Here is a 20,630-nt window from a genome sequence, read left to right on the forward strand (position 1 = left end):
ACTGGCTGCGCCAATTACGCCTACTGGGATAGGCTCTAATCCTAGAAGCTTCCGTCAAATTCGCCACATTTCTGGCTAAAATTTTTCCCAGCCCAGCACCGATGCCCCCAGTAATCCCCCTTCGCGACTAAATTGCCCGGCGACCAGTAGTGGCTCAGCGCTCTTCAGCAGAATCTTTGCCCGCAATGCTGTATCAAGGCGCGCCAGCAGCGCCGTTTCACCCGCCAGCCCGCCGCCGGCGACGATTTTATGCGGCCCGAGAATGTTCACCGTATGGGCCAATGGTTCGCTCACCAGCTCAAGCCATACTTCAAGGGTGAACGCCGCTGTCTCTTCTCCGGCTATACCCTGCTTCACGATCTCGACACTGCTTAGCGCCTGACCGCTGAGCAGTTGATGCAGCCGCTGCATCCCTTTTGCACCGCCGAGCGTATCGAGGCAGCCCTGCTGTCCGCAGCCACAGGCCAGCCGCGGCAACTCAATTCCCCGCAGCTGAGTGCGCGTAATGGGTCCGTGCCCCCACTCGGCGCCGATCCCCTGATTGCCGTAGAGAATGTTGCCGTTGATGGCAATCCCCCCGCCGATCCCGCTGCCGAGGATCACGCCCAACACCACCGGCAGATCTTTTGCCGCGCCGAAACGCGCCTCGGCTAAGGTAAAACAGTCAGCATCATTAGCCATCGCCACCGGGCGCCCGAGCTCAGCCTGCAGCGAACGGGTAATATCAATACCGGCGAACGGCGGAATGTTGCTCGACAGAATACGATCGTTGGCAACATCCACCACTCCGGCGCAGGAGAGCGCCAGTGGACTCTGTTCGCTAATCGCATCGCCATATTGCGCGATAATCTCCTCCACGGCGTAAACGAAGGCGGGCCAGGAGCTTAGCGGCATCGCCCGCTGGCGCGGCATAACAAGTTGCCCCGGCGCTGGAGAAACCGCGCTTTTAATAAAGGAGCCGCCAATATCCAGACACAGCACGCTGTTACTCATAGGCGCGAATCCATTAAATCACGCAGGCCATCGCCCAGCAGGTTGAAGCCTAATACCGAAAAGACAATAGCCAGCCCCGGCCACAGCGAAATCCCCAGGCTGATGCCAAGGAAGTTACGCCCGTCGCTCATCATTGTCCCCCACTCCGGCATCGGCGGTTGCACGCCCATGCCGAGGAAGGAGAGCGAAGCCGCGGCGAGGATCACCGAGCCGCCGGTCAATGTCGCCTGCACGGTAATCGGCCCCAGCGTATTACGCAGAATGTAGTGAATTATCTGTCGGCGATAGCCAATTCCCAGCGCCCGTGCCGCTTCCATGTACTCCATATTCTTGATGCCCAACGTCAGGTTACGGCTGAGGCGCGCGTAAACCGGCACCGAGAAGATGGCGATCGCCAACAGCATATTCATCAACCCTGCGCCGAGGACGCTGACCAGCAGGATCGCCAGCACGATGCCGGGAAAAGCGAAAATGACATCCATCACCCACATAATCAGGTGGTCGACACTTTTACCGCACAGGGCGGCGATAATACCCAGAGGTAGCCCCATCAGTAGCGACAGCGCCACGCTGACCACCACTTCAATCAGCGAGATCCTGGCGCCGTAAATGGTGCGGGAAAAGATATCGCGGCCATAGTCATCGGTGCCCAGCCAGTGGTCGGCCGACGGTGCGGAGAGAATATTCAGCAGGTCCTGCGCATAGGGATCGTAGTGGCTTAACCACGGCGCGAAGAGGGCACATACCACGATTAAGGCGACGATGATGCCGCCGAGGGTCAGAGAGGGATGCTCCATCCCCCAGCGCAGGCCGCTGAGCACACCGCTGCGCGATTTGGCGAGTGAAATTTCCGACATATCAGTCAAACCTTATTTTCGGGTTGATTCTGGCGATAATCATCTCGCCAACCAGGTTCATCACCACCACGCTTGCCACCGTAATCATCGTCACTCCCTGAATGACGGGATAATCGCGATAGCGTACCGAATCCACCAGATAGCGGCCTATCCCAGGCCAGTTAAACACCGACTCGGTCACCACCGCGCCGCCGATCAGGCTGCCGAAGTTCAGTGCGATAATCGTCACGATGGGGATCAGCGCATTGCGCAGCGCATGCTTGAAATAGACCTGAAACGGTGCCAGCCCTTTGGCCCTCGCGGTGCGGATGTAATCCTCGCCTAACACATCAACCATACTGGAGCGGGTCATCCGCGACATCACCGCCATCGGGAAAATCCCCAGACAGACCGACGGCAGGATATAGCTTTTCCAGCCTTCGGCGCCCAGTAGCGGCAGCCAGCCCAGCTTCACCGAAAAGGTATCCATGGCGATCAGCGCCAGCCAGAAATTGGCTATCGACGCGCCGGCAATCGCTACCAGCATCAGCACATGGTCGGCTACATGGTTGCGGTAAATCGCCGCGCACATCCCCATGGGAATACCGAGGATCACCGCCATCATCCACGCCAGCAGCGCCAGGCCTAAAGTATAAGGAACCCGTTCGCTCATTTCGGCGGAGACCGGCTGACCGGACTTCAGCGAAGTGCCAAAATCCCCCTTCAGCATTCCGCTAACGAAATGGCCATACTGCACCGCCAGCGGATCGTCCAGACCGAGGCGCGTATGCATACGGCTGACATCATCCTGGGTGGCCTGCGGCCCGGCCATCAGGCGGGCCGGGTCACCGGGGAGCATTCTGATCGCCAGAAAGACAATCAGCGATGCCCCCAGCAGGATCAGCGGCAAAGAAAGCAGTTTTTTAATCACATAAGCTTTCATAACAACTCCACCCTGACCTCGACGTTATGGCTTTTGCGCTTCGGTAACGATAATTTCGCCGCCCGGCTCCATCCGCACGCCTTTAATGGTGGCGCGGGTGGCGTACAGATCGTCCTGGAAGTAGAGCATCACATGCGGTGCGTCGTGCATAATGGCCTTTTGCGCCGCCACATATTCGGCAATACGCGCGTTGTCATCCATGGTGGTAGCGGCCTTATCTAACAGCTCATCTACCTGTGGGTTGCGGTAGAAGCCAAGGTTAGCCCCGGCCGGCGCGGCGCTCTGTGAGTAGTACAGCGGGCGCAGTTGCAAATCAGACCCATTAAGGCCGGAGGACCAGGAGGCCAGCACCGCATCGGTACGGTTGGCCAACTTTTCCGCCGCCGGCGCAAACGCCGCTTTGCTCCAGACGCCGCTCTCCATCTGCTGGATATTGAGCTTCACGCCGACTTTGCCCCACATCGCCTGCAGGATTTGCGCGGTACGCGCATCCGGTCCCTGTACGGCGATGTTCATCTCAAAGCCCTGCGGATAACCGGCCTCTTTTAATAGCGCTTTCGCTTTATCGAGATCCCACGGATAGTCGTTGAGGGTTTTATCATATCCTTCGTTCACCGGTGCCAGCGGCGAGTTGGCGGCAGAAGCGAAACCAAACATCACCGCCTTCAGCAGCGCTTCTTTGTCGGTCGCCAGGTTCAGGGCCTGACGCACGCGGACATCGTTCAGCGGTTTTTGCTCAACGTTGAGCGCCACCCAGAATACCGACGCCCCCTGCCCCTGCTCCAGTTTCACCTGCGGGTTGCTTTTCAACTGCCGACCAAACTGCGGCGGTACCGGGTTAATCACATCGACCTGGCCGGAAAGCAGCGCCATGTTCATTACCGACGGCTCCGCGCTCCAGGTCCACTTAATCTCATCCGGGCCGTGATTCTCGCCCCAGTATTTCGGGTTTTTCTTCTCCAGCACATATTCACCGGTTTTATACTCCTGCAGCATGTACGGGCCGGTACCGTCCGCTTTACGGCCAATGGTGCCGGCTTTCGCTGCCGCCGGGCTCACCATCTTCGCCGAGCCGCCGGTCAACAGATTGAGGAAAGAGGGATAGACCTTTTTCAGCGTAATCTCGACGTTGTTATCATCGAGCTTCTTCACGGAAGCGATAACGTTGCGCATCCGCGAACTCGCGGCCAGACCGCCTTTCGGGTCGATATGTCGTTCGATATTGGCCACCACCGCATCGGCATTGAACGGCGAGCCGTCATGGAAAGTCACGTTTTTACGCAGGGTAAACGTCCAGACTTTACCGTCATCGCTAACCTTCCAGGCAGTGGCCAGCGCGGGCGCTATCTTGAAATCCGGCGATAAGTCTACCAGTCCTTCATACATTGGTTTTAATACAGTATCGGTAAAGGTCGCGGTTTGATCGCCCGGGTCCATGCTACGCGGAGGTTCGTTTTGCATCACGTTCAGCGTCGCCGCCTGCAGCGCCGTCGCCCCACCAGCCGCCAGTAAGCCTGCCAGAATGGCAAGTCGATATTTATTCATAATTGCCTTCATCCGTTTACCCCTACCTGTCTGTTATGTCGCCAGTTGTGGCTGTTATGTTGCGATTAGGTTTTCTTTTTACCCAAAACAGTGTCCCATAAATGTGATGTTAGCCATGAATAACGCTTAATTAGGTAATAAATTTAACTTATATGTGATGATTTAGTTGTTTTTTAAAATAAACTGGTTGCTAAATCGCCATCCCGCGATTATGTTCAGAAAAAAGCGTTATGGCTGAGTAACTATGCTGAACAAACTCCACCAACAATTGATTCATTTGGTCTGTAGCGAGGAAGGCGCCAGCCGCGCGGACCTCGCCCGCCTGACGGGTATGAGTAAAGCGGCCATTGGCGCACTGGTAAAAGAGATGCTAGCTGATGGTCTGCTACAGGAGAGCGATATGGCCGCTTCCGGCGGTCAGGGACGCCCCTCCGTCACCCTGTCACTGGCGCCGGACGCTGCTTACGCCATCGGCATCTCGCTGATTGATAATCAGCTTGTGTTGGTGCTGATGAATGCCAGCGGTGAGAAAATCGCCGAGCGCCTGCTCACGCCACAGCTTGAAATCCCCGACGTAATCCAGCAACTGGCGGGTGAAATCCGCAGTTTATTAAACGATACGCTCATCGAGCGCCAACGGCTCGTCGGCATCGGTTTTGCCCTGTCTGCCTTTGTGGACGCTGCGCAAGCGGTCTGCGTACAGTCGGCGCTGCTGGGCTGGCATCAGGTGCCGCTAGCTGAATTGTTAAGCCGCGCGACCGGCGGGATCCCGGTATTTATTGAAAACGACACCCGGGCACTGGCGAACTGGGAGAAAACGTTTGGTCATCTGCGCAAGCTGGAGAGCGCAGTGGTGATTTCCCACGGCAGCGGCATCGGCAGCGCGGCGGTCATCTATGACCGAATCTGGCGCGGCGCCCACGGCGGCGCAGGCGAAATAGCCCATTGCACCATTGTGCCTGCAGGCACGCCTTGTCGCTGCGGGAAGCGCGGCTGTCTCGACACCATTGCGTCTCTCACCGCTATCTTTGAACAGGCGCGCATGGCCGGTATCAACACCGACCAACTGGATGAACTGGAGGCCATGGCGCGCAAGGGCCACACTGCCGCCATCCAGATCTTGCATCGGGCAGGTGACGCCTTAGGGTTGGCTATTTCACATCAGATCCAGACCCACGATCCGGCGGCGATCATGCTTGCCCATCAGCCGGAAAGCTTTAACGGTTTACTGAATACCGTTATGCAACAAGCTATAGAAACCAACCTGCTGCCGGGGATGGCGGGAAACACACCGCTTATCTATCGCCCGCTGACGCAGGACAGTTGGGCGCTCGCCGCGGCGAGCGTCGCGCTGACTCACGTTCTCTTCCCAGCCTAATTTCGAGGTCCCTATGCGCATTGCCGTTGGTGGAATACATATTGAATGCAGCACGTTTAACCCGGTACTGACTCATGAAGCAGAGTTTCGCACCGTCAAGGGCGATGCCCTGCTGGAGGCGCCCCACTTTCAGTTTTTACGTGATTATCCGGCGACGTTTCTGCCGACGCTGCACACCAGGGCGATTCCCGGCGGCCCGGTGGCGCGAGAGACCTATGAACAATTCAAAGCCGAATTCTTAAGCCGTCTACAGGCGCAACTGCCGATCGACGGCCTGTACCTGGCGATGCACGGCGCAATGTTCGTTGAAGGTATGGAAGATGCCGAAGGAGACTGGATCGCCGCCGCCCGCGCCTGCGTTGGCGATGACTGCCCGATTGCCGTCAGCTACGATCTACACGGTAACGTGACCCAGCGCATCATCGACGCCATCGACATCTACTCAACCTATCGCACCGCGCCGCATATCGATATCGAAGAGACCATGCGCCGTTCGGTCAGTATGCTGGTGAATAGTCTGCAAAGCGGCGTGCGCCCGGGCATAGTGTGGGCCCCCATCCCGGTATTACTCCCTGGCGAGCGAACCAGTACAGAAGATGAACCGGCGAAAAGCCTCTACGCCATGCTGCCGCACAGCGACCAGATTGATGGCGTACTCGATAGCTCATTAATGGTCGGCTACGTGTGGGCCGATGAACCGCGCGCCACCGCCGCGGCCATTTTTACCGGCACCGATCGCGCGGTACTGGAGCAACAGGCCGCAAAACTGGCTCAGGCCTATTGGGACGCGCGGGAAGATTTTGTTTTCGGCTGCCGGACGGGCAGCGTAGCCGAATGCGTCGCTCAAGCTATCGCCAGCGCCACGGGCCCGGTGATCCTGGCGGATTCTGGCGATAATCCAACCGGCGGCGGCGTCGGCGATCGCGGCGATGTGCTCGCCGAACTGCTACGCCAACAGGCGCAAAATACTCTGGTTGCCGGCATTACCGACGCGCCGGCAACGCGTGCGGCCTTTGAAGCCGGTATTGGCGCTGAACTACAGCTAACACTCGGCGCTAACCTCGATCCGGCGGGCGTCAGCGCGAGCGCGCGTTTTACCGTGACAGGTTTGCTGGCGGCAGGCCCGCAGCGCCCGGCCAATCAGGCGATTTTGCAGACCGGCGGTATTACCGTGGTGGTGGCCGACCGTCGTCGTCCGTATCACGACATTGCTGACTTTAGCGCGCTAGGACTCGACCCGCGGCAGGTGAAAATTCTGGTGGTCAAATCCGGCTATTTATCGCCGGAACTGGCGCCGCTGGCCAATCCGAACCTGATGGCGCTCTCGGAAGGGGTCGTCGATCAGGATATTGAACGGGTGGCCCGCCGGCGAATGCTGACCCCGACCTGGCCGTTTACGCGTGACCTCGAATTCACCCCACAGGTGCGGGTTTCCGCCCGCGCGCCCTTTGCCAGGGAGTCCTGAGTCATGAACCGGGAAACGCCTGCGCCAGTGCTGGCCGTCAACAATCTGAGCATCTCATTCCGCCACGGCGATAGCTGGCAGAAAGTGGTGCGTAATATCAGTTTTAGCCTTTATCCAGGTAAGACGCTGGCGATTGTCGGCGAATCGGGCTCAGGCAAAAGCGTGACGGCGATGGCCATCATGCGCCTGCTTTCTGCCCGCCATAGCCGTACCGAGGGACAGGTGTTGCTCGGCGGCCAATCCCTGCTCGAGCTTCCTGAAGAGGAGATGCGTCGTGTACGCGGCGCCGAGGTAGCGATGATTTTTCAGGAGCCGATGACCAGTCTTAATCCGGCATTTACCATCGGCAATCAGATAGCGGAAGTTTTTATCCGCCATCAGAGGTTATCGGCGCGCCAGGCGAAGCAGGAGGCCATCGCCCTGCTGGAAAAAGTCCGCATTCCGCATGCCGCACAGCGTTTCGATGAATATCCGCATCAGTTTTCCGGCGGTATGCGCCAGCGCGCGATGATCGCGATGGCGCTGGCCCTGAAGCCTAAACTGCTGATCGCCGATGAACCTACTACCGCGCTGGACGTCACTATCCAGGGGCAAATCCTCGATCTGATTAAAACTCTGCAGGCAGAAAACAATACCGCGGTGCTGTTTATTACCCATGATATGGGCGTAGTCGCGGAAACCGCCGACGATACGCTGGTGATGTTCCGCGGCGACGCCATCGAATGCGAGCGCACAACGACGCTATTCGCCGCACCTCAACAGCCCTATACCCGCGCGCTGCTGGCCTCGGTACCTGCGGCAGGTGAAATGGATGTAAGCTCGACCCCTTGTAAATTTCCATCGGTGAACCTGCAAACCGGAGAAATTCATCGTTATCCGCCAGAAGCGGATCTCAGTCTGACCAGCAACGAACCTGTGCTGTCGGTCAAAAACCTGGTAACCCGCTTTCCCGTCAAAAAAGGCTTTTTTAATCAGTTAGCAGGATATATTCACGCCGTAGAAAACGTCAGCTTTGATTTATGGCCCGGCGAAACGTTATCGCTGGTGGGCGAATCAGGCTGCGGTAAATCGACCACCGGTCGCAGTCTTATTCGCCTGGTCCAGGCACAATCTGGTCATGTTCGTCTCCATGGTTATGACGTCCTGCAAGCCGGGCGCCAGCAGCAAAAGCGGATGCGTCAGGATATCCAGATGATATTTCAGGATCCGTTCGCCAGTCTGAATCCGCGGCTCAAAATCCAGGAAACGCTGATTGAACCGCTGCTGGAAAATGGCCTTGCCACCCGCCAGCAGGCGCTGGCACGCGCCCATGAATTAATTGAAAAAGTAGGGCTCAGCGTCGCGGTACTTAACCGCTATCCGCATGAATTTTCCGGTGGTCAGCGCCAGCGCATCTGCATTGCCCGCGCGCTGGCGATGAATCCCAAGGTGATTATCGCCGACGAGTCAGTGTCGGCGCTGGATGTGTCGGTCAAGGCGCAGGTGGTCAACCTGATTATCGAACTGCAGCGAACGATGAAAATCGCCTTTCTGTTCATCTCGCATGATATGGCGGTGATTGAACGCATCAGCCACCGGGTAGCGGTGATGTACCTCGGTGAAATCGTCGAAATTGGCCCGCGGCAGGCCATTTTCGCCAATCCGCAGCACCCGTATACGCAAAAGCTGATTGCGGCGATCCCAAAGACCGATCCGTCTCGTCGCCATCTGTTGCGTGAAGCCAATAACGATGAACTGCCGTCGCCGTTTCGCGATAAAGACTGGCAGCCGCCGACCCGTCGCTACGAACAAGTCGGTAATCAGCACTGGGTAATACGCTGAGCGGATTACCTTGAATAGACCGGTTTAACGCTCTACAGGCTGCGCTGAGCCGGTCCCCCTTCCCAAAAAGCGATGCTCATCTCCCCTTTTAACTGGCAACCCATTTTTTGCTGTTTTTTGCGATTCACATTCTCACATCATGCTGTATTATGCAGGTTATTGCAGTATTTTGCAGGAACAGCGATTATGCATAAAACCGCCCGACAACAGTTTTTACTCGAACTACTGAGTGAAAACGGTCAAATTAGCATCAACGAACTGGTTGAAAAATTGCAGGTCTCACCCGATACCGTTCGCCGCGATCTAAGTGACCTGGAAAAACGCGGACTGGTGCAGAAAAACCATGGCGGCGCTATCGCCCTCGATCTTCCGGCCATGAATCGCCAGGGGCGCAACGCGCTGCTGCCGGAGACTAAACAACGCCTTGGCGCGCTGGTCGCCCGAGAGGTCCCACCGGGAGCAACGCTATTTTTAGACGCCGGCAGCACGGTACTGGCCGTCGCCGCGCATCTAAAAGGACCGCTGACGGTCATCACCCCTTCGCTGGATATTGCCCAACTATTTAGCGAACGGCCCGATATCGAGTTGGTTTTACTTGGCGGGAAATGGGATATGCGGCAGCGGCTGTTTGCCGGTAGCGCCACGCTGGCGCTGCTTTCTCGTTACCGCGCGGATATCGCCATTCTCGGCGCCTGCGCGATCCATTCGCAACAAGGGCTTAGCGCCAGCCAGGAAGCGGATGCGGAAGTGAAACGCGCCATGCTGGCTGCCAGCGTCGAGCACTGGCTGGTGGCTGATCATCTGAAACTTAATCGCTGCGAGCCTTACCTGGTCGCCGAACTGAAACACATCGATCGTCTATTCCTCGACAAGCCGTGGCACGCGCTTGGCGAAGACAATTCAATGCAGGTCAGCATTGCTGACGCTGAATAACGTGGAGAAAGTCATGCATAAAGTTATCAACGGCGCAGGTAAGCACATTAATATTGCGCTGATCGGCTACGGATTTGTCGGCAAAACGTTTCACGCGCCGCTCATTAATTCGGTCGAAGGGTTAAAGCTTGCCGTCGTCGCCTCCCGCGACGAAGCTAAAGTGAAGCAGGATCTGCCGGATGTCGCGGTCATCGCTTCGCCGGAAGAGGCCATTCAGCATCCGGACGTCGATCTGGTGGTACTCGCTTCGCCAAACGCCACCCACGCCCCGCTGGCTCGTCTGGCGCTCAATGCCGGTAAGCACGTAGTGGTAGATAAACCTTTTACTCTCGATATGCAGGAAGCGCGCGAGCTGATCGCGCTGGCGGAAGAAAAGCAACGGTTGCTTTCTGTCTTCCATAACCGCCGTTGGGATAGCGATTATCTCGGCATTAAGCAGGCCATCGAGCAGGGGCTGATCGGCAAGGTTAAGCATTTCGAGTCGCATATCGACCGCTTCCGCCCGCAGGTTCGCGTCCGCTGGCGCGAGCAGAACGTACCAGGTAGTGGCCTGTGGTTTGATATTGGCCCGCACCTGATCGACCAGACGCTGCAACTTTTCGGCCTGCCGCAAACTGTACAGGGCGATATTGCCACCCTGCGCCAGGGCGCGGAGATTAACGACTGGGCACATGTGGTACTGAACTATCCACAGCACAAAGTGATTTTGCACTGTAGCATGCTGGTGGCCGGCGGCGTCTCGCGTTTCACGGTCCACGGAGATAGCGGCAGCGTCGTGAAACTGAAAGCAGACCAGCAGGAGAGCCAGCTGCTGGCTGGCGTCATCCCAGGGAGTGAAAGCTGGGGCCAGGATGACGACAGCATGACGTTGTTCGACGCCAGCCTGCAGGCGCACACGCTCGCCACGCCGAAAGGCGATCAGCGCCAGTACTATATTCAGGTTCGCGATGCCTTGCTGGGCAAAATCGCCAACCCGGTGCCTCCGCTACAGGCGCTGGCAGTGATGGCGGTGCTGGAAGCTGCCGTTGCCTCGTCAGAAAGCGGCAGCGTGCAGAAGCTGGCGTTAACCACCAACGAACTGGCCGGGCTTCAGTAAGCTCTCCCTGGCGGCTGTCGTACTCTTCAGCCGCTACATATTCTCTTCTGCTGAAAACCCTCCCAAGGAAAATCTCTCTCGATCGCCAATTGGCTGCTGGAAATTTGCCACATTTGGGAGCAGGATATAATCAAATACCTGATTATTGTGGTACGCCCTTAGCTTCTGCGGACGCAGCCCGACACACTGGACAGGAGAATGTCATGTATTACACGTTAGGAGAAAAGACCCTCCACTTTTATCGCTATCAGTGCCGTTACTACGTCGCCCACTGGGACGGCGGCCACGTGATGACCGAGCAATTCAAGCCGTTTATCGCCGGGATCAGCGAAAAGACCGGCCTGGAAGCGAAGCGTGTAGAAGCGGTTGCTCGCGACTACTTCACTAACGTGGATTAACTCTGACCGCTTTTTGTTGCCGTGGCCGTTAGCTGCGGCAACGCATTCCCCTCGGGTTAAATCCCGGCAGCCAAATGTCATTAATAACCATTTTTGAGCGCCCTCACGGTTCGCTTTCTCTCTTGTGGCAGTCTATATCTTATTCATCTTTATCGTGGGAGGAACAAGAATATGGGCAAGAAAATTTTAATGCTGGTGGGTGATTACGCTGAAGATTACGAGACCATGGTACCGTTTCAGGCATTACAGATGATCGGCCATCAGGTTGATGCCGTCTGTCCGGATAAGAGCAAAGGCGACTATATTATGACGGCGATTCATGATTTTGACGGTGCTCAGACCTACAGCGAAAAACCCGGTCACCGCTTCGTACTGAACGCCGATTTTGCCAGCGCCAGAGAACAGGACTACGACGCCCTGCTGATCCCCGGCGGCCGCGCGCCAGAATATCTGCGCCTGAATGAGCAGGTGATTAAACTGGTCCAGGCTTTCGACGCCGCGCATAAACCGATTGCTGCCGTTTGCCATGGCCCGCAGCTTCTGGCCGCCGCGGGTATTCTTAAAGGCCGTACCTGTAGCGCTTACCCGGCTTGCGCTCCCGAAGTGCGACTCAGCGGCGGGCATTATGCGGATATTGGCATCGACCAGGCGCACGTTGACGGCAATCTGGTCACCGCCCCCGCCTGGCCCGCCCATCCGCAATGGCTTGCTAAATTTGCCGAGGTGCTGCAGCGGTAAACGCCTTTTCCAGGGCTGGAGTCGCTACGCTACGATATGCCCCAGCCCTTACGCCTTGCGCGAAGCTATTCCGCCATTTTACTTTTCAGTAGCGCATAAGAGACTATCAGCTGCTGCAGGTGTTGTTCCGCCTGTTGTTGCTGCGCAGCGCGGCTGATTTGTCCTTCTGTCATCGCTGATAGTTGACGTAACTGTTCTTCAGCCGGGACGGTTCGATTAAAAGACTGAGTAATGGCGAACACCGCAGATTTGAGTTCACTAACCGTCATGTATTTCCCCTTCTGTTCATCCAGGGCATCCAGACGCTGAGTTAATTGCTGCAGTTGCAGCATTCCCTGATACCAGCCGGTGAGGTTTTCCGCCGGCAGCGCGGCGGCTATGATCTGCTGCCGCCACTGCGAGGACAATGCTTTCGCCTGCTCCGGCCATAGCACTTGTGCCTGTTGTACCAGTTGCTCGCTATAGTCGATGGCCCAATTCGGCTTGAGTTGGGTCAGATCTGACAGCTGCTGCCGGGTCTGCTTTATCCCATCGTCTGCTGGCGGTGCGTGCTGAGAAAAGGAGCGTAACTGATCTGGCGAAAGTACCGTCGGCAATGGCGCCAGACTGAGAGCGAATTGCCGCTGTTCCGGCTCTGGTTTAGCCATCGCCTGCCACCCCCATCCCGCCGCTGCGGCCAGCGCCAGCATCGTCAGCATACCGGCCACAAAAGGTCGCCATCGTTTTTCAGAATTCTGACGCTCATTGCCGGCTTGCACGTGTGGCAGCGTTTCCGGCGGCGCAATATAAATCCACTTCGTTCGCTCAACCCGCTCATCCAAATGGGTGGAAGCATTCTCCATCGCGACTACGTGCGGTAGGGTATCAGCGCTAGTTACGCCATCGCTGTTCTCCAGCCGTACCGCCGCGTTATGCATCAAATTGAGCAACGCATCAAACTGACTGGCATGCTTTAATTCCAGACGCTGCAGCGCAGCATCCAGCGCTTTCAGATGCGCTTCCGCCTCATAAATCAAACTAAGATCGGCATAGGTCAGCGTCAGCGTACGCAGCGCTTGCTGTAGCCGTTTACCCAAACCGCTGAGGATTTCCATGCGCGCGTGTACCGGCTGTGGCCAAAGGCTCCCCCACTGACGGGTAATCAGCGTTTCCAGGATAGCCAGGCCTTCATTCAGCCCGGATAAACCGGTTAACTGCGTACGGGCAAGCGTATACCAGGCCGCAGTCTGCAGCTCTACGCCGTTACGGTCAAACAGCGACAGACAAAGCCGTTCTGCGTACAGCCAGTCAACGTCGGGGCGCGCCGGGTGGCTGAGTTTATGCATTTCTTCACGCAGCTTTGCGTAGTCTGCCAGCGTGCGCGGATCGCCGCCGGTAGTCAGGTGACGCTTAGGATAAGTTGTCATAGGAGTAACCAGAGTGAGGGCTAAATAGCGGTGCGGGCATTCAGATACTGTTGCTGTTTCAGATGGCGAAGGAGAACCCTGCCTTCAGGCATAAATTCCGTGCCATAGCGTACCAGACCAATTTCCTTCAGTTCCGCGTCGATGGCATAACGCAGTTCGCCCGGCTGTGTCTGTTCGAGCATCTCCACACGGAGGCTCTTCAGCCGCGGTTCGTATTTGAGCAGTACCGCGGACAGCGTGGTCATTAACTGGTGCGCGCTACCCGGCATCCCCTGGAGAATTTTTGTCATATCCGGCAGACCGTAATCCGGAAGATGCGCCAGCGTGCCAGCCCGGCAGTTGAGGATACGCTGCATATTATCAAGCACCGATAAAATGACCTGATTTTCTTCACCGATCTGATGCAGATCGAGACCGCCGGAGAAATTACCAAACAGGGTGTCGTAAAGTGAGGGGCGTGGCATTGTTTTTCTCCTGACTAATCGCACAGCACCACCGCTCGCGCAGGCTCAATGGCAATAAGCCCCGCGAGCAGTTGTTCCATTTCCGCTTGCAGGCGTTTTTTTTCTGCTTCACTACGTCCGGCCTTCATGCGTAATAGTTTTAATCGCCGCGCTTTAACCTCGAACAGCAAATCCGGCTCCCATTGCGAGAGCGTAACGCAGGCAGCGTTCCTGTCCAGCTCCCCCAGCAGGTGCAGCGCAAGCTCATTTTTACCGTTTTGTTCTGCAATACGCGCCATCAGCAAGCGCAGCAGCCAACAATGGCGGGGAGTGTTAGCATCAGGACGATTTTGCAGCCACATAAGCGCTGCTTCGGTCCCCTCACGGTCGGCCAGGGCGAGCGCCTCCGGCTCCAGTTGCAGGATATCGTTCTCACCGGACGCCGTGGTGGCAGGCTCGTCCTGCCAGTTGCCCGGTTCATCCATGACCTGCAGTTGTATCCAGTTAAGCGTCACTTCATCAGCGAATGGCGTACCATCGTTAAAGGCCAGTGTTTCCAACCCTCTTAGCCGTGAAAGCAGCCCTTTCAGATCGTCCTGAATAATGGCCGCCTCGGCTTCCTGCCCGGATTTCATCAACGCCTGATACAGATACCATTGCACGTCCAGCCACAGATGATTTGACCCGCGCGCCAACAGGCTGTCCGCCTCCTCCAGCAGCTCCCGCCAGCTCTGCTGCAGATAGAGCCGCTTTAGCTGCGCCCGCTGTTCTGGTTTAGGTGGTTCAATGCGGGTCTTACCCTCGACCGTCAACAACGGTAGCTGGTGCAGGGTGTCGTGACGAAGATTTTTTATCATTCGGTGAGCGGCGAGCCAACCATCTGATTGGTTTCTCAGGTACTGCGCCAGGGTGCGTGCCTGAGCGAGAAGCTCCTGGCCCGAGGCAATACCTTTCAGTGTGGGTACATCCCCCGATACCGACGTTTGGCCTGAGGATTCACCGATGCTCTGTGGCACCAGGGCATCCATACCGCCAGATTTCAAAACCCGCGACTCCAGTGCGGCATAGAGACTATTAAGCTGGGCCCGTTCTTTACTTTCACTGTCTGCCAGGCGCTTTTCTATCCCCCATAACGCCGCGGCAATACGGCCAGTCCCCTCTTTTGTCACTTCCGGATAGAGTGACAGGCTGTCCAGCATACGACCGCTGCATAGCCACTCCAGCGCCGCGATTCTACTGCGCTCCCGCTGGGGATGAAGTTTCATGCCGAAACGCTGTAGTAATCCAGCCAGTAACGCCAGCCCCTCCGCAAGCCCTGCTTCGCCATCGCGATGTAGTCTCGCCCAAACGTAGTAGGTGGCGACACGAATATCCTTAGCGGTGGCGGTCAGCAGTTTTTCCGCCAGCAGCAGAATGCGTTCGGTATCCGCGCCAGAAAGTTTATTCACTTCCTCGCGTATTTGCTGGAAATCATCATCGTAACCCGGCTCCTCTCCGACGGGCTCACCATCTGCAATCGGCTGCAGCCAGCGTTCCCACAGGATAATATGTGACTGTGCCAGCCTCTCCAGCTCATTAACCTGCAACTGGCAGGCAGAAATCAGGGTTTCAATGGACGCCATTACTCGCATCCTTCCGGAATATCTAAGCCTGGCGCGTTTTCTTCCGTTTTAAAAACCAGTGAAATCCCCTCTTCTTCATCCCAATCCAGAGCCAGATGTAGTGGTTTCAACCCTGCCGCCAGATGGCTCAACAGTTGCTGACTCAGCACCGGTAGAATTTGTTGATTAAGCAGGCTGTCAATGTTACGCGCGCCGGTATCCGGCAGCAGGCAAGCGTCCGTCAACGCATCGTACAGGCCTTCGGCAATATCGGTTGTCATACCGTAATGACGATACAAACGCTGGCTGACCTGGTTGAGTTTCATGTTGACAATTTTGCGCATCGCCGGCTGGCTGAGCGGCCGGTAAATAATGGTCTGGAAACGCGCGAGCAGCGCTGGTTGAAAATGTTCTCGCAGCACCGGCCGCAACAGGTCATGTAAATCGGATTCTGTCGCTTCCGGCTGCTCCTTCAGCATCTGCATCAGCCGATCGCTGCCGAGGTTTGAGGTCATCAGGATCACCGTATTACGGAAGTCGATTTCGCGTCCTTCGCCATCGCGCATAAAGCCACGGTCGAACACCTGGTAGAATAAATTCATCACATCGCGATGCGCTTTTTCCACTTCATCAAGCAGGACCACGCTGTACGGACGTTTGCGTACCGCTTCGGTGAGAATCCCCCCCTGACCGTAGCCGACATAACCGGGAGGCGATCCTTTCAGTTGGGACACCGTATGCGGCTCCTGATATTCGGAAAGATTGATGGTAATCAGCGATCTCTCACCAGCGAACAGCTCATCAGCCAGCGCCAGTGCGGTTTCCGTTTTTCCAGAGCCGCTCGGACCGACAAGCAGAAATACGCCCTGCGGGCCGTTATCCGGCGCAAGCCCGGTTTTGGTCGCCCGCAGTCTCTGGGCAATGGCGTTTAGCGCCATATCCTGCCCCACCACTCGTTTATCCAAATGAAATTCGAGACCCAGCAGTTCCGTCTGCTCGTCCTTCAGCAATGAAGAGAGCGGTACCCCGGTCCAGTCGGCAATCACCGTTGCTACGGTACGTAAATCGACATCCAGCCCCAGCAGCGGATGGTTATTCTGGACGCTGGCAAGTTGGCTCTGTAATGCGCCGATCTCCTTGCGGCGGGAAGGATCGGCTCGGCAGCTCAGCAGTTGCTCGGTCAGCTTCAGTTCCAGGCCGTACTGCGTTTCCAGATCGTCAAGCTGTAAAATAATACGCGATTCTTCCAGCTCAATTGCCGCCAGCCGCGCTTCGTCGCTACCGCTACCGACCATGGCATCTTCCAGCAGCGCCTGTTTTTCCATTTCCAGCGCCGTGATTTGCGCTTTCATACGCGTCAACGATTCCGGCACCGTATCGATTCCCATGCGAATGCGGGCCGATGCGGTATCCAGGAGGTCCACCGCTTTATCTGGCAACTGACGGCCGGTGAGATAGCGTCGGGAAAGTGTCACGGCGGCGCGAATGGCTTCATCGGTGATATGTACCCCGTGATGCTGAGCATAGCGAGATTTTAGCCCGCGTAGCATCAGACAGGCGGTGTCATCGTCCGGTTCGTCGACTTTGACCATCTGGAAGCGGCGCTCCAGCGCAGCATCACGCTCAAAGTACTGCTTATACTCACTCCAGGTCGTGGCGGCGATAGTTCGCAGTTCGCCGCGCGCCAAGGCCGGTTTGAGCAAATTAGCGGCATCCGCGCCACCGGCCTGGTTGCCTGCGCCGATGATAGTATGAGCTTCATCGATAAACAGCAGCACCGGGACAGGCGACTGCTGTACCGCTTCGATAATGTTCTTAAGCCGCTGTTCGAATTCCCCTTTGACGCCTGCGCCGGCCTGCAGTAAGCCGAGATCCAACGTACGCAATGAAACCGGCTTCAGACTGTCCGGCACGTTGCCCTCCGCGATACGCAACGCCAGCCCTTCGACCAGCGCGGTTTTGCCGACACCGGGTTCGCCAACCAGGATTGGGTTGTTTTTTCTCCTGCGCGACAGGATATCCACCATTTGACGAATTTCGTTATCGCGACCAAAAACCGGGTCGATTTTGCCTTCACGGGCACGAGCAGTGATATCAAGGGTAAATTTATCCAGCGCGTTCTGTAATGCTGGGTTCATCTCAGCGGACTTCACGGCCGATTCCACGGGGCGGCCGACAAAATCCACATCGCCAGCGTGGCCAGGCTCATCTGGCTGTAATTCCGGGCGCTCATCAGACTGCATATCTAATAATGGTCGCAGGTGTTCAAGCTGCGCTTGTCCCAACGTTAACAGCGGCCACAGACTGTCACAGCGCACCCGCGTTGGGTTGCTGACTAACGCCATCAGTAGATGAACACTGCGTAGAGAGGTCTCCCCCGCCAGTGAAGCTCTTAACCACGCCTCCTGCATCAGGCTCTGGATGCTGCCGGACAGCTGCGGCCGGCTGTGTACCGAACGTGGAAGCGTTTCCAGAAAAGAGAGCAGATCCTGCCAGATAGCGTCCATATCCCACTCATAACGCCGCGCTAAAACGGTCAGGTCTCCCTCGCCCTGCTCCAGTAGTTTTAGCAGCCAGTGTTCTGGAAGGATTTGCGCATGCGCGCGGGCCTGACACAGCGAAGCGGCGCCTTCCAGGGCGCGGGCGCAGTAAGGGTTTAAACGGCGTAACAGGATGGCTGGGTTTTCCATGAGGCTCTCTCTTTGTCGATTCCGGACACGCTACCGCCCATCGCCGTTTCCCGTGATGCAGGAGACCAAAGCGCACAAGGTCGGGCAGGCTGATTGTTTTTTGCTAAAAGCCAGCGGTCACAGGCGCTTAGCAAAAAAGCAGACGGCGAACCGCCTGCTTCGGGCGTCAGGCTGTCGTTCGTTCATTCCATGAATCGGAATGAATGATGTTGCCGTCTTTATAGGTCCAGGTGATTTTTTCGTAGCGCAGTTCAATCTGCTCAAGATGGCTGTGCTTCTCGTAGGCTGGGTTCTTGATGTCGTGCATCAGCGGATTGACCTTCACCACTTTCACGTTTTCCAGTTTGGTGTTGAAGTATTCCACTTCCTGACCAGCATCATTGATTTTGTACCACTTGAATTCGGCAGACTTCAGCGTCTGGCCGGTAGTCACCGCCTTGTAGAGATAGGGGCTTGAGGAGTCGATTTCCTTGGTAAACAGAAACGGCGTGTGGATACGCGTGCCGGTTAGCTTTCCGGTGTTGTTGTCGGTCGGGATGTACAGGTTATGCTCCTGCGCCACCACTTCGATGCTGCCTTCACGATCCTTCACATCCACGGAACCTTTAATGTCCGCCCCGCCGTCGTCTTTCAACCACAAATAGACTGGTATTGCCATGTTAATTACTCCATTTCATTTTTTGACACGCCATCATCCTGAGATGGCGCGGGTGTGTTGTCTGTCGCCAGACAGGCTGTAGCCTGTCGAGCCAGACGACCTGGATAGTGACAGGCGTGTTACCCTTTCGCCTTCGGCATCTGGCTAACCAGAGACAAATTGACGTCCATGCCTTCCACCTGGAAGTGCGGCACCGCGTACAGCTTGACGCGGAAGAAGCCTGGATTATCCTCGATATCTTCCACTACCACTTTCGCATCACGCAACGGATGTGAGGCCTGCAGTTCGTCACCCGGATCGGTCATTTCCGTAACCAGGCCACGAACCCAGGTATTGAGCTCCAGCTCAAGCAGGCGACGATCTTTGGTGGTGCCGATGTTCTCGCGTTGGATCAGTTTCAGGTAGTGGGCGATGCGCGACAGCAGGAAGATGTACGGCAGGCGGGCGTTGATACGGCTATTGGCTGTCGCATCCGCGGTGTCGTACAGCGCGGGTTTCTGAGTTGAGTTAGCCGAGAAGAAGCAGGCGTAGTCACGGTTCTTATAATAAGACAGCGGAATGAAGCCCAGATTGGCGAATTCGAACTCACGGGTTTCCGGGATCATCACCTCGGAAGGGATTTTCACCTGATTTCCGGTGCCGAGATCATAGAGGTGAATGGGAAGATCTTTCACCGCGCCGCCCGCCTGCGGGCCGCGGATTTGCACGCACCAGCCATTTTGAATAAAGCTGCGTACCATGTTCGAGGCGAAGGCGAATGACGCGCTGGTCCACAGATACTTTTCGTGATCCGGCCCCTTTACCTGCTCAATGTAGTTAAAGCTGCGCACCGGAACCGTGTCCGGCCCATACGGCAGACGTCCCAATACCCGCGGCATGACCAGGCCGATATAGCGCGAGTCATCGGTATCGCGGAACGATTTCCATTTAATGTACTCAGCGCGATCGAAATAGATGCCGATATCTTTAATCGCCGCGACTTCCTCCATTGAATCCTTGAGGAAAAATTTCGGCCCTACGGCGCCGATAAATGGCATATGCGCCGCAGCGGAGACTTTCGAAATATTACGCAACAGCGCCATGTCCTGCGGGCTGGCGTCAAACTCGTACGCTGAAATTACCGAGCCTATCGGCTCGCCGCCGGGGGTGTCGTATTCGGCGGTGTAAGTATGCCAGTACAGACCGCTCTGTATCAGCTCTGGCGCATCTTCAAAATCCTGACGTAAATCGTCTTTGGACACATCGAGGATTTCGGTTTTCACGTTCTGGCGATAGTCGGTGTTATCTACCAGTTGCTTCAGGCCGCGCCACAGAGATTCCACCTTCTGGAACTCCGGGTGATGCATAACAGCATCGAGTTGACGGCTTATACGGAAATCCAGCTCCGCGATGTGGTGGTCAATAAGCGTTTTATCGAGTTTCTCCACCTGCTGACCGGATTGACGAATGCAGTCCATAAAAACCTGCATCGCCGCGGTCAGGCGTTCCCCCGCCGTGGCCTCTGATAGCGCCGCATCGTCCAGAAAGACATTAATATCGCCAAGGCTTGATGCCGGGCTCAGATTGATTTTTTCAAACAGAGAAGCGTAAACGCTTTCTTTGTTCATTACGGCGGTTTGCCCCTGCGCGGGGTTCGTTTCAGTATTTACAGACATCAGCATATTCCCGGTTAATCCATTAAAAGAG

17 protein-coding genes are annotated in these 20,630 nt (G+C 56.4%); 7 read left to right on the plus strand and 10 right to left on the minus strand.

Going from position 1 to position 20,630, the window contains the following annotated elements; genetic code table 11:
- Positions 1 to 75: 75 nt before the first annotated feature.
- From ABLU78_RS02710 to ABLU78_RS02725, 4 genes are read right to left on the minus strand one after another with little or no spacing between them, the layout of a single operon-like run.
- Positions 76 to 993 (minus strand): ROK family protein, encoded by a 918-nt coding sequence (locus ABLU78_RS02710; protein WP_048228812.1) that lies wholly within the window; start codon positions 991 to 993, stop codon positions 76 to 78.
- Positions 990 to 1,850, minus strand: coding sequence for an ABC transporter permease (locus tag ABLU78_RS02715; protein ID WP_015366311.1), 861 nt, complete (start codon positions 1,848 to 1,850; stop codon positions 990 to 992). The genes ABLU78_RS02710 and ABLU78_RS02715 overlap by 4 nt, the downstream gene beginning before the upstream one ends.
- 1 nt (position 1,851) lies before the next feature.
- A complete protein-coding gene (locus ABLU78_RS02720) occupies positions 1,852 to 2,772 on the minus strand; it encodes an ABC transporter permease (protein WP_015366310.1) in 921 nt (306 codons plus the stop codon).
- A 24-nt stretch (positions 2,773 to 2,796) separates the two neighbouring features.
- Positions 2,797 to 4,329: an ABC transporter substrate-binding protein gene (locus ABLU78_RS02725; protein ID WP_015366309.1), complete on the minus strand. Its 1,533-nt coding sequence runs from the start codon at positions 4,327 to 4,329 to the stop codon at positions 2,797 to 2,799.
- A gap of 232 nt (positions 4,330 to 4,561) precedes the next feature.
- Here ABLU78_RS02725 and ABLU78_RS02730 point away from each other — a divergent pair, with 232 nt between their 5' ends.
- From ABLU78_RS02730 to ABLU78_RS02760, 7 genes are all read left to right on the plus strand, one after another.
- Positions 4,562 to 5,695 carry an ROK family transcriptional regulator gene (locus ABLU78_RS02730; RefSeq protein WP_048228814.1) on the plus strand — a complete coding sequence of 378 codons (1,134 nt, stop codon included), beginning with the start codon at positions 4,562 to 4,564 and terminating at the stop codon, positions 5,693 to 5,695.
- Positions 5,696 to 5,708: 13 nt separating this feature from the next.
- Positions 5,709 to 7,160 carry a M81 family metallopeptidase gene (locus ABLU78_RS02735; protein WP_042894564.1) on the plus strand — a complete coding sequence of 484 codons (1,452 nt, stop codon included), beginning with the start codon at positions 5,709 to 5,711 and terminating at the stop codon, positions 7,158 to 7,160.
- A 3-nt stretch (positions 7,161 to 7,163) separates the two neighbouring features.
- On the plus strand, positions 7,164 to 8,981 hold the full coding sequence (locus ABLU78_RS02740) for an ABC transporter ATP-binding protein (protein ID WP_048228815.1): 1,818 nt from the start codon (positions 7,164 to 7,166) through the stop codon (positions 8,979 to 8,981).
- A gap of 186 nt (positions 8,982 to 9,167) precedes the next feature.
- Positions 9,168 to 9,914: a DeoR/GlpR family DNA-binding transcription regulator gene (locus tag ABLU78_RS02745; protein ID WP_045414189.1), complete on the plus strand. Its 747-nt coding sequence runs from the start codon at positions 9,168 to 9,170 to the stop codon at positions 9,912 to 9,914.
- A 13-nt stretch (positions 9,915 to 9,927) separates the two neighbouring features.
- Positions 9,928 to 11,010, plus strand: coding sequence for an oxidoreductase (locus tag ABLU78_RS02750; protein ID WP_048228816.1), 1,083 nt, complete (start codon positions 9,928 to 9,930; stop codon positions 11,008 to 11,010).
- Positions 11,011 to 11,213: 203 nt separating this feature from the next.
- A complete protein-coding gene (locus ABLU78_RS02755) occupies positions 11,214 to 11,408 on the plus strand; it encodes a hypothetical protein (protein WP_015366303.1) in 195 nt (64 codons plus the stop codon).
- 171 nt (positions 11,409 to 11,579) lie between these two features.
- Complete coding sequence (locus ABLU78_RS02760; protein ID WP_015366302.1) at positions 11,580 to 12,146, plus strand: DJ-1/PfpI family protein; 567 nt, start codon at positions 11,580 to 11,582, stop codon at positions 12,144 to 12,146.
- Between the two features lie 65 nt (positions 12,147 to 12,211).
- Here the strand turns inward: ABLU78_RS02760 and ABLU78_RS02765 are convergent, their stop codons facing one another.
- From ABLU78_RS02765 to tssC, 6 genes are all read right to left on the minus strand, one after another.
- Positions 12,212 to 13,552 (minus strand): VasL domain-containing protein, encoded by a 1,341-nt coding sequence (locus ABLU78_RS02765; protein WP_048228817.1) that lies wholly within the window; start codon positions 13,550 to 13,552, stop codon positions 12,212 to 12,214.
- Between the two features lie 20 nt (positions 13,553 to 13,572).
- Positions 13,573 to 14,016, minus strand: a complete 444-nt coding sequence (tssE, locus tag ABLU78_RS02770; protein ID WP_020078623.1) for a type VI secretion system baseplate subunit TssE — start codon at positions 14,014 to 14,016, stop codon at positions 13,573 to 13,575.
- 14 nt (positions 14,017 to 14,030) lie between these two features.
- Positions 14,031 to 15,617: a type VI secretion system protein TssA gene (tssA, locus tag ABLU78_RS02775; RefSeq protein WP_048228818.1), complete on the minus strand. Its 1,587-nt coding sequence runs from the start codon at positions 15,615 to 15,617 to the stop codon at positions 14,031 to 14,033.
- Entirely contained in the window at positions 15,617 to 18,286 is a 2,670-nt protein-coding gene (gene tssH, locus ABLU78_RS02780; protein ID WP_048228819.1) for a type VI secretion system ATPase TssH, read from the minus strand. Before tssH ends, tssA begins: the two co-directional genes overlap by 1 nt.
- A gap of 166 nt (positions 18,287 to 18,452) precedes the next feature.
- Complete coding sequence (gene hcp, locus ABLU78_RS02785) at positions 18,453 to 18,944, minus strand: type VI secretion system effector Hcp (RefSeq protein WP_015366299.1); 492 nt, start codon at positions 18,942 to 18,944, stop codon at positions 18,453 to 18,455.
- A gap of 119 nt (positions 18,945 to 19,063) precedes the next feature.
- Positions 19,064 to 20,599, minus strand: coding sequence for a type VI secretion system contractile sheath large subunit (tssC, locus tag ABLU78_RS02790; RefSeq protein ID WP_048229294.1), 1,536 nt, complete (start codon positions 20,597 to 20,599; stop codon positions 19,064 to 19,066).
- Between the last annotated feature and the right edge of the window lie 31 nt (positions 20,600 to 20,630).

The sequence above is a fragment of the Klebsiella sp. JN_Kp122 genome, assembly GCF_040062085.1.
GTDB classification, from domain to species: domain Bacteria; phylum Pseudomonadota; class Gammaproteobacteria; order Enterobacterales; family Enterobacteriaceae; genus Klebsiella; species Klebsiella aerogenes.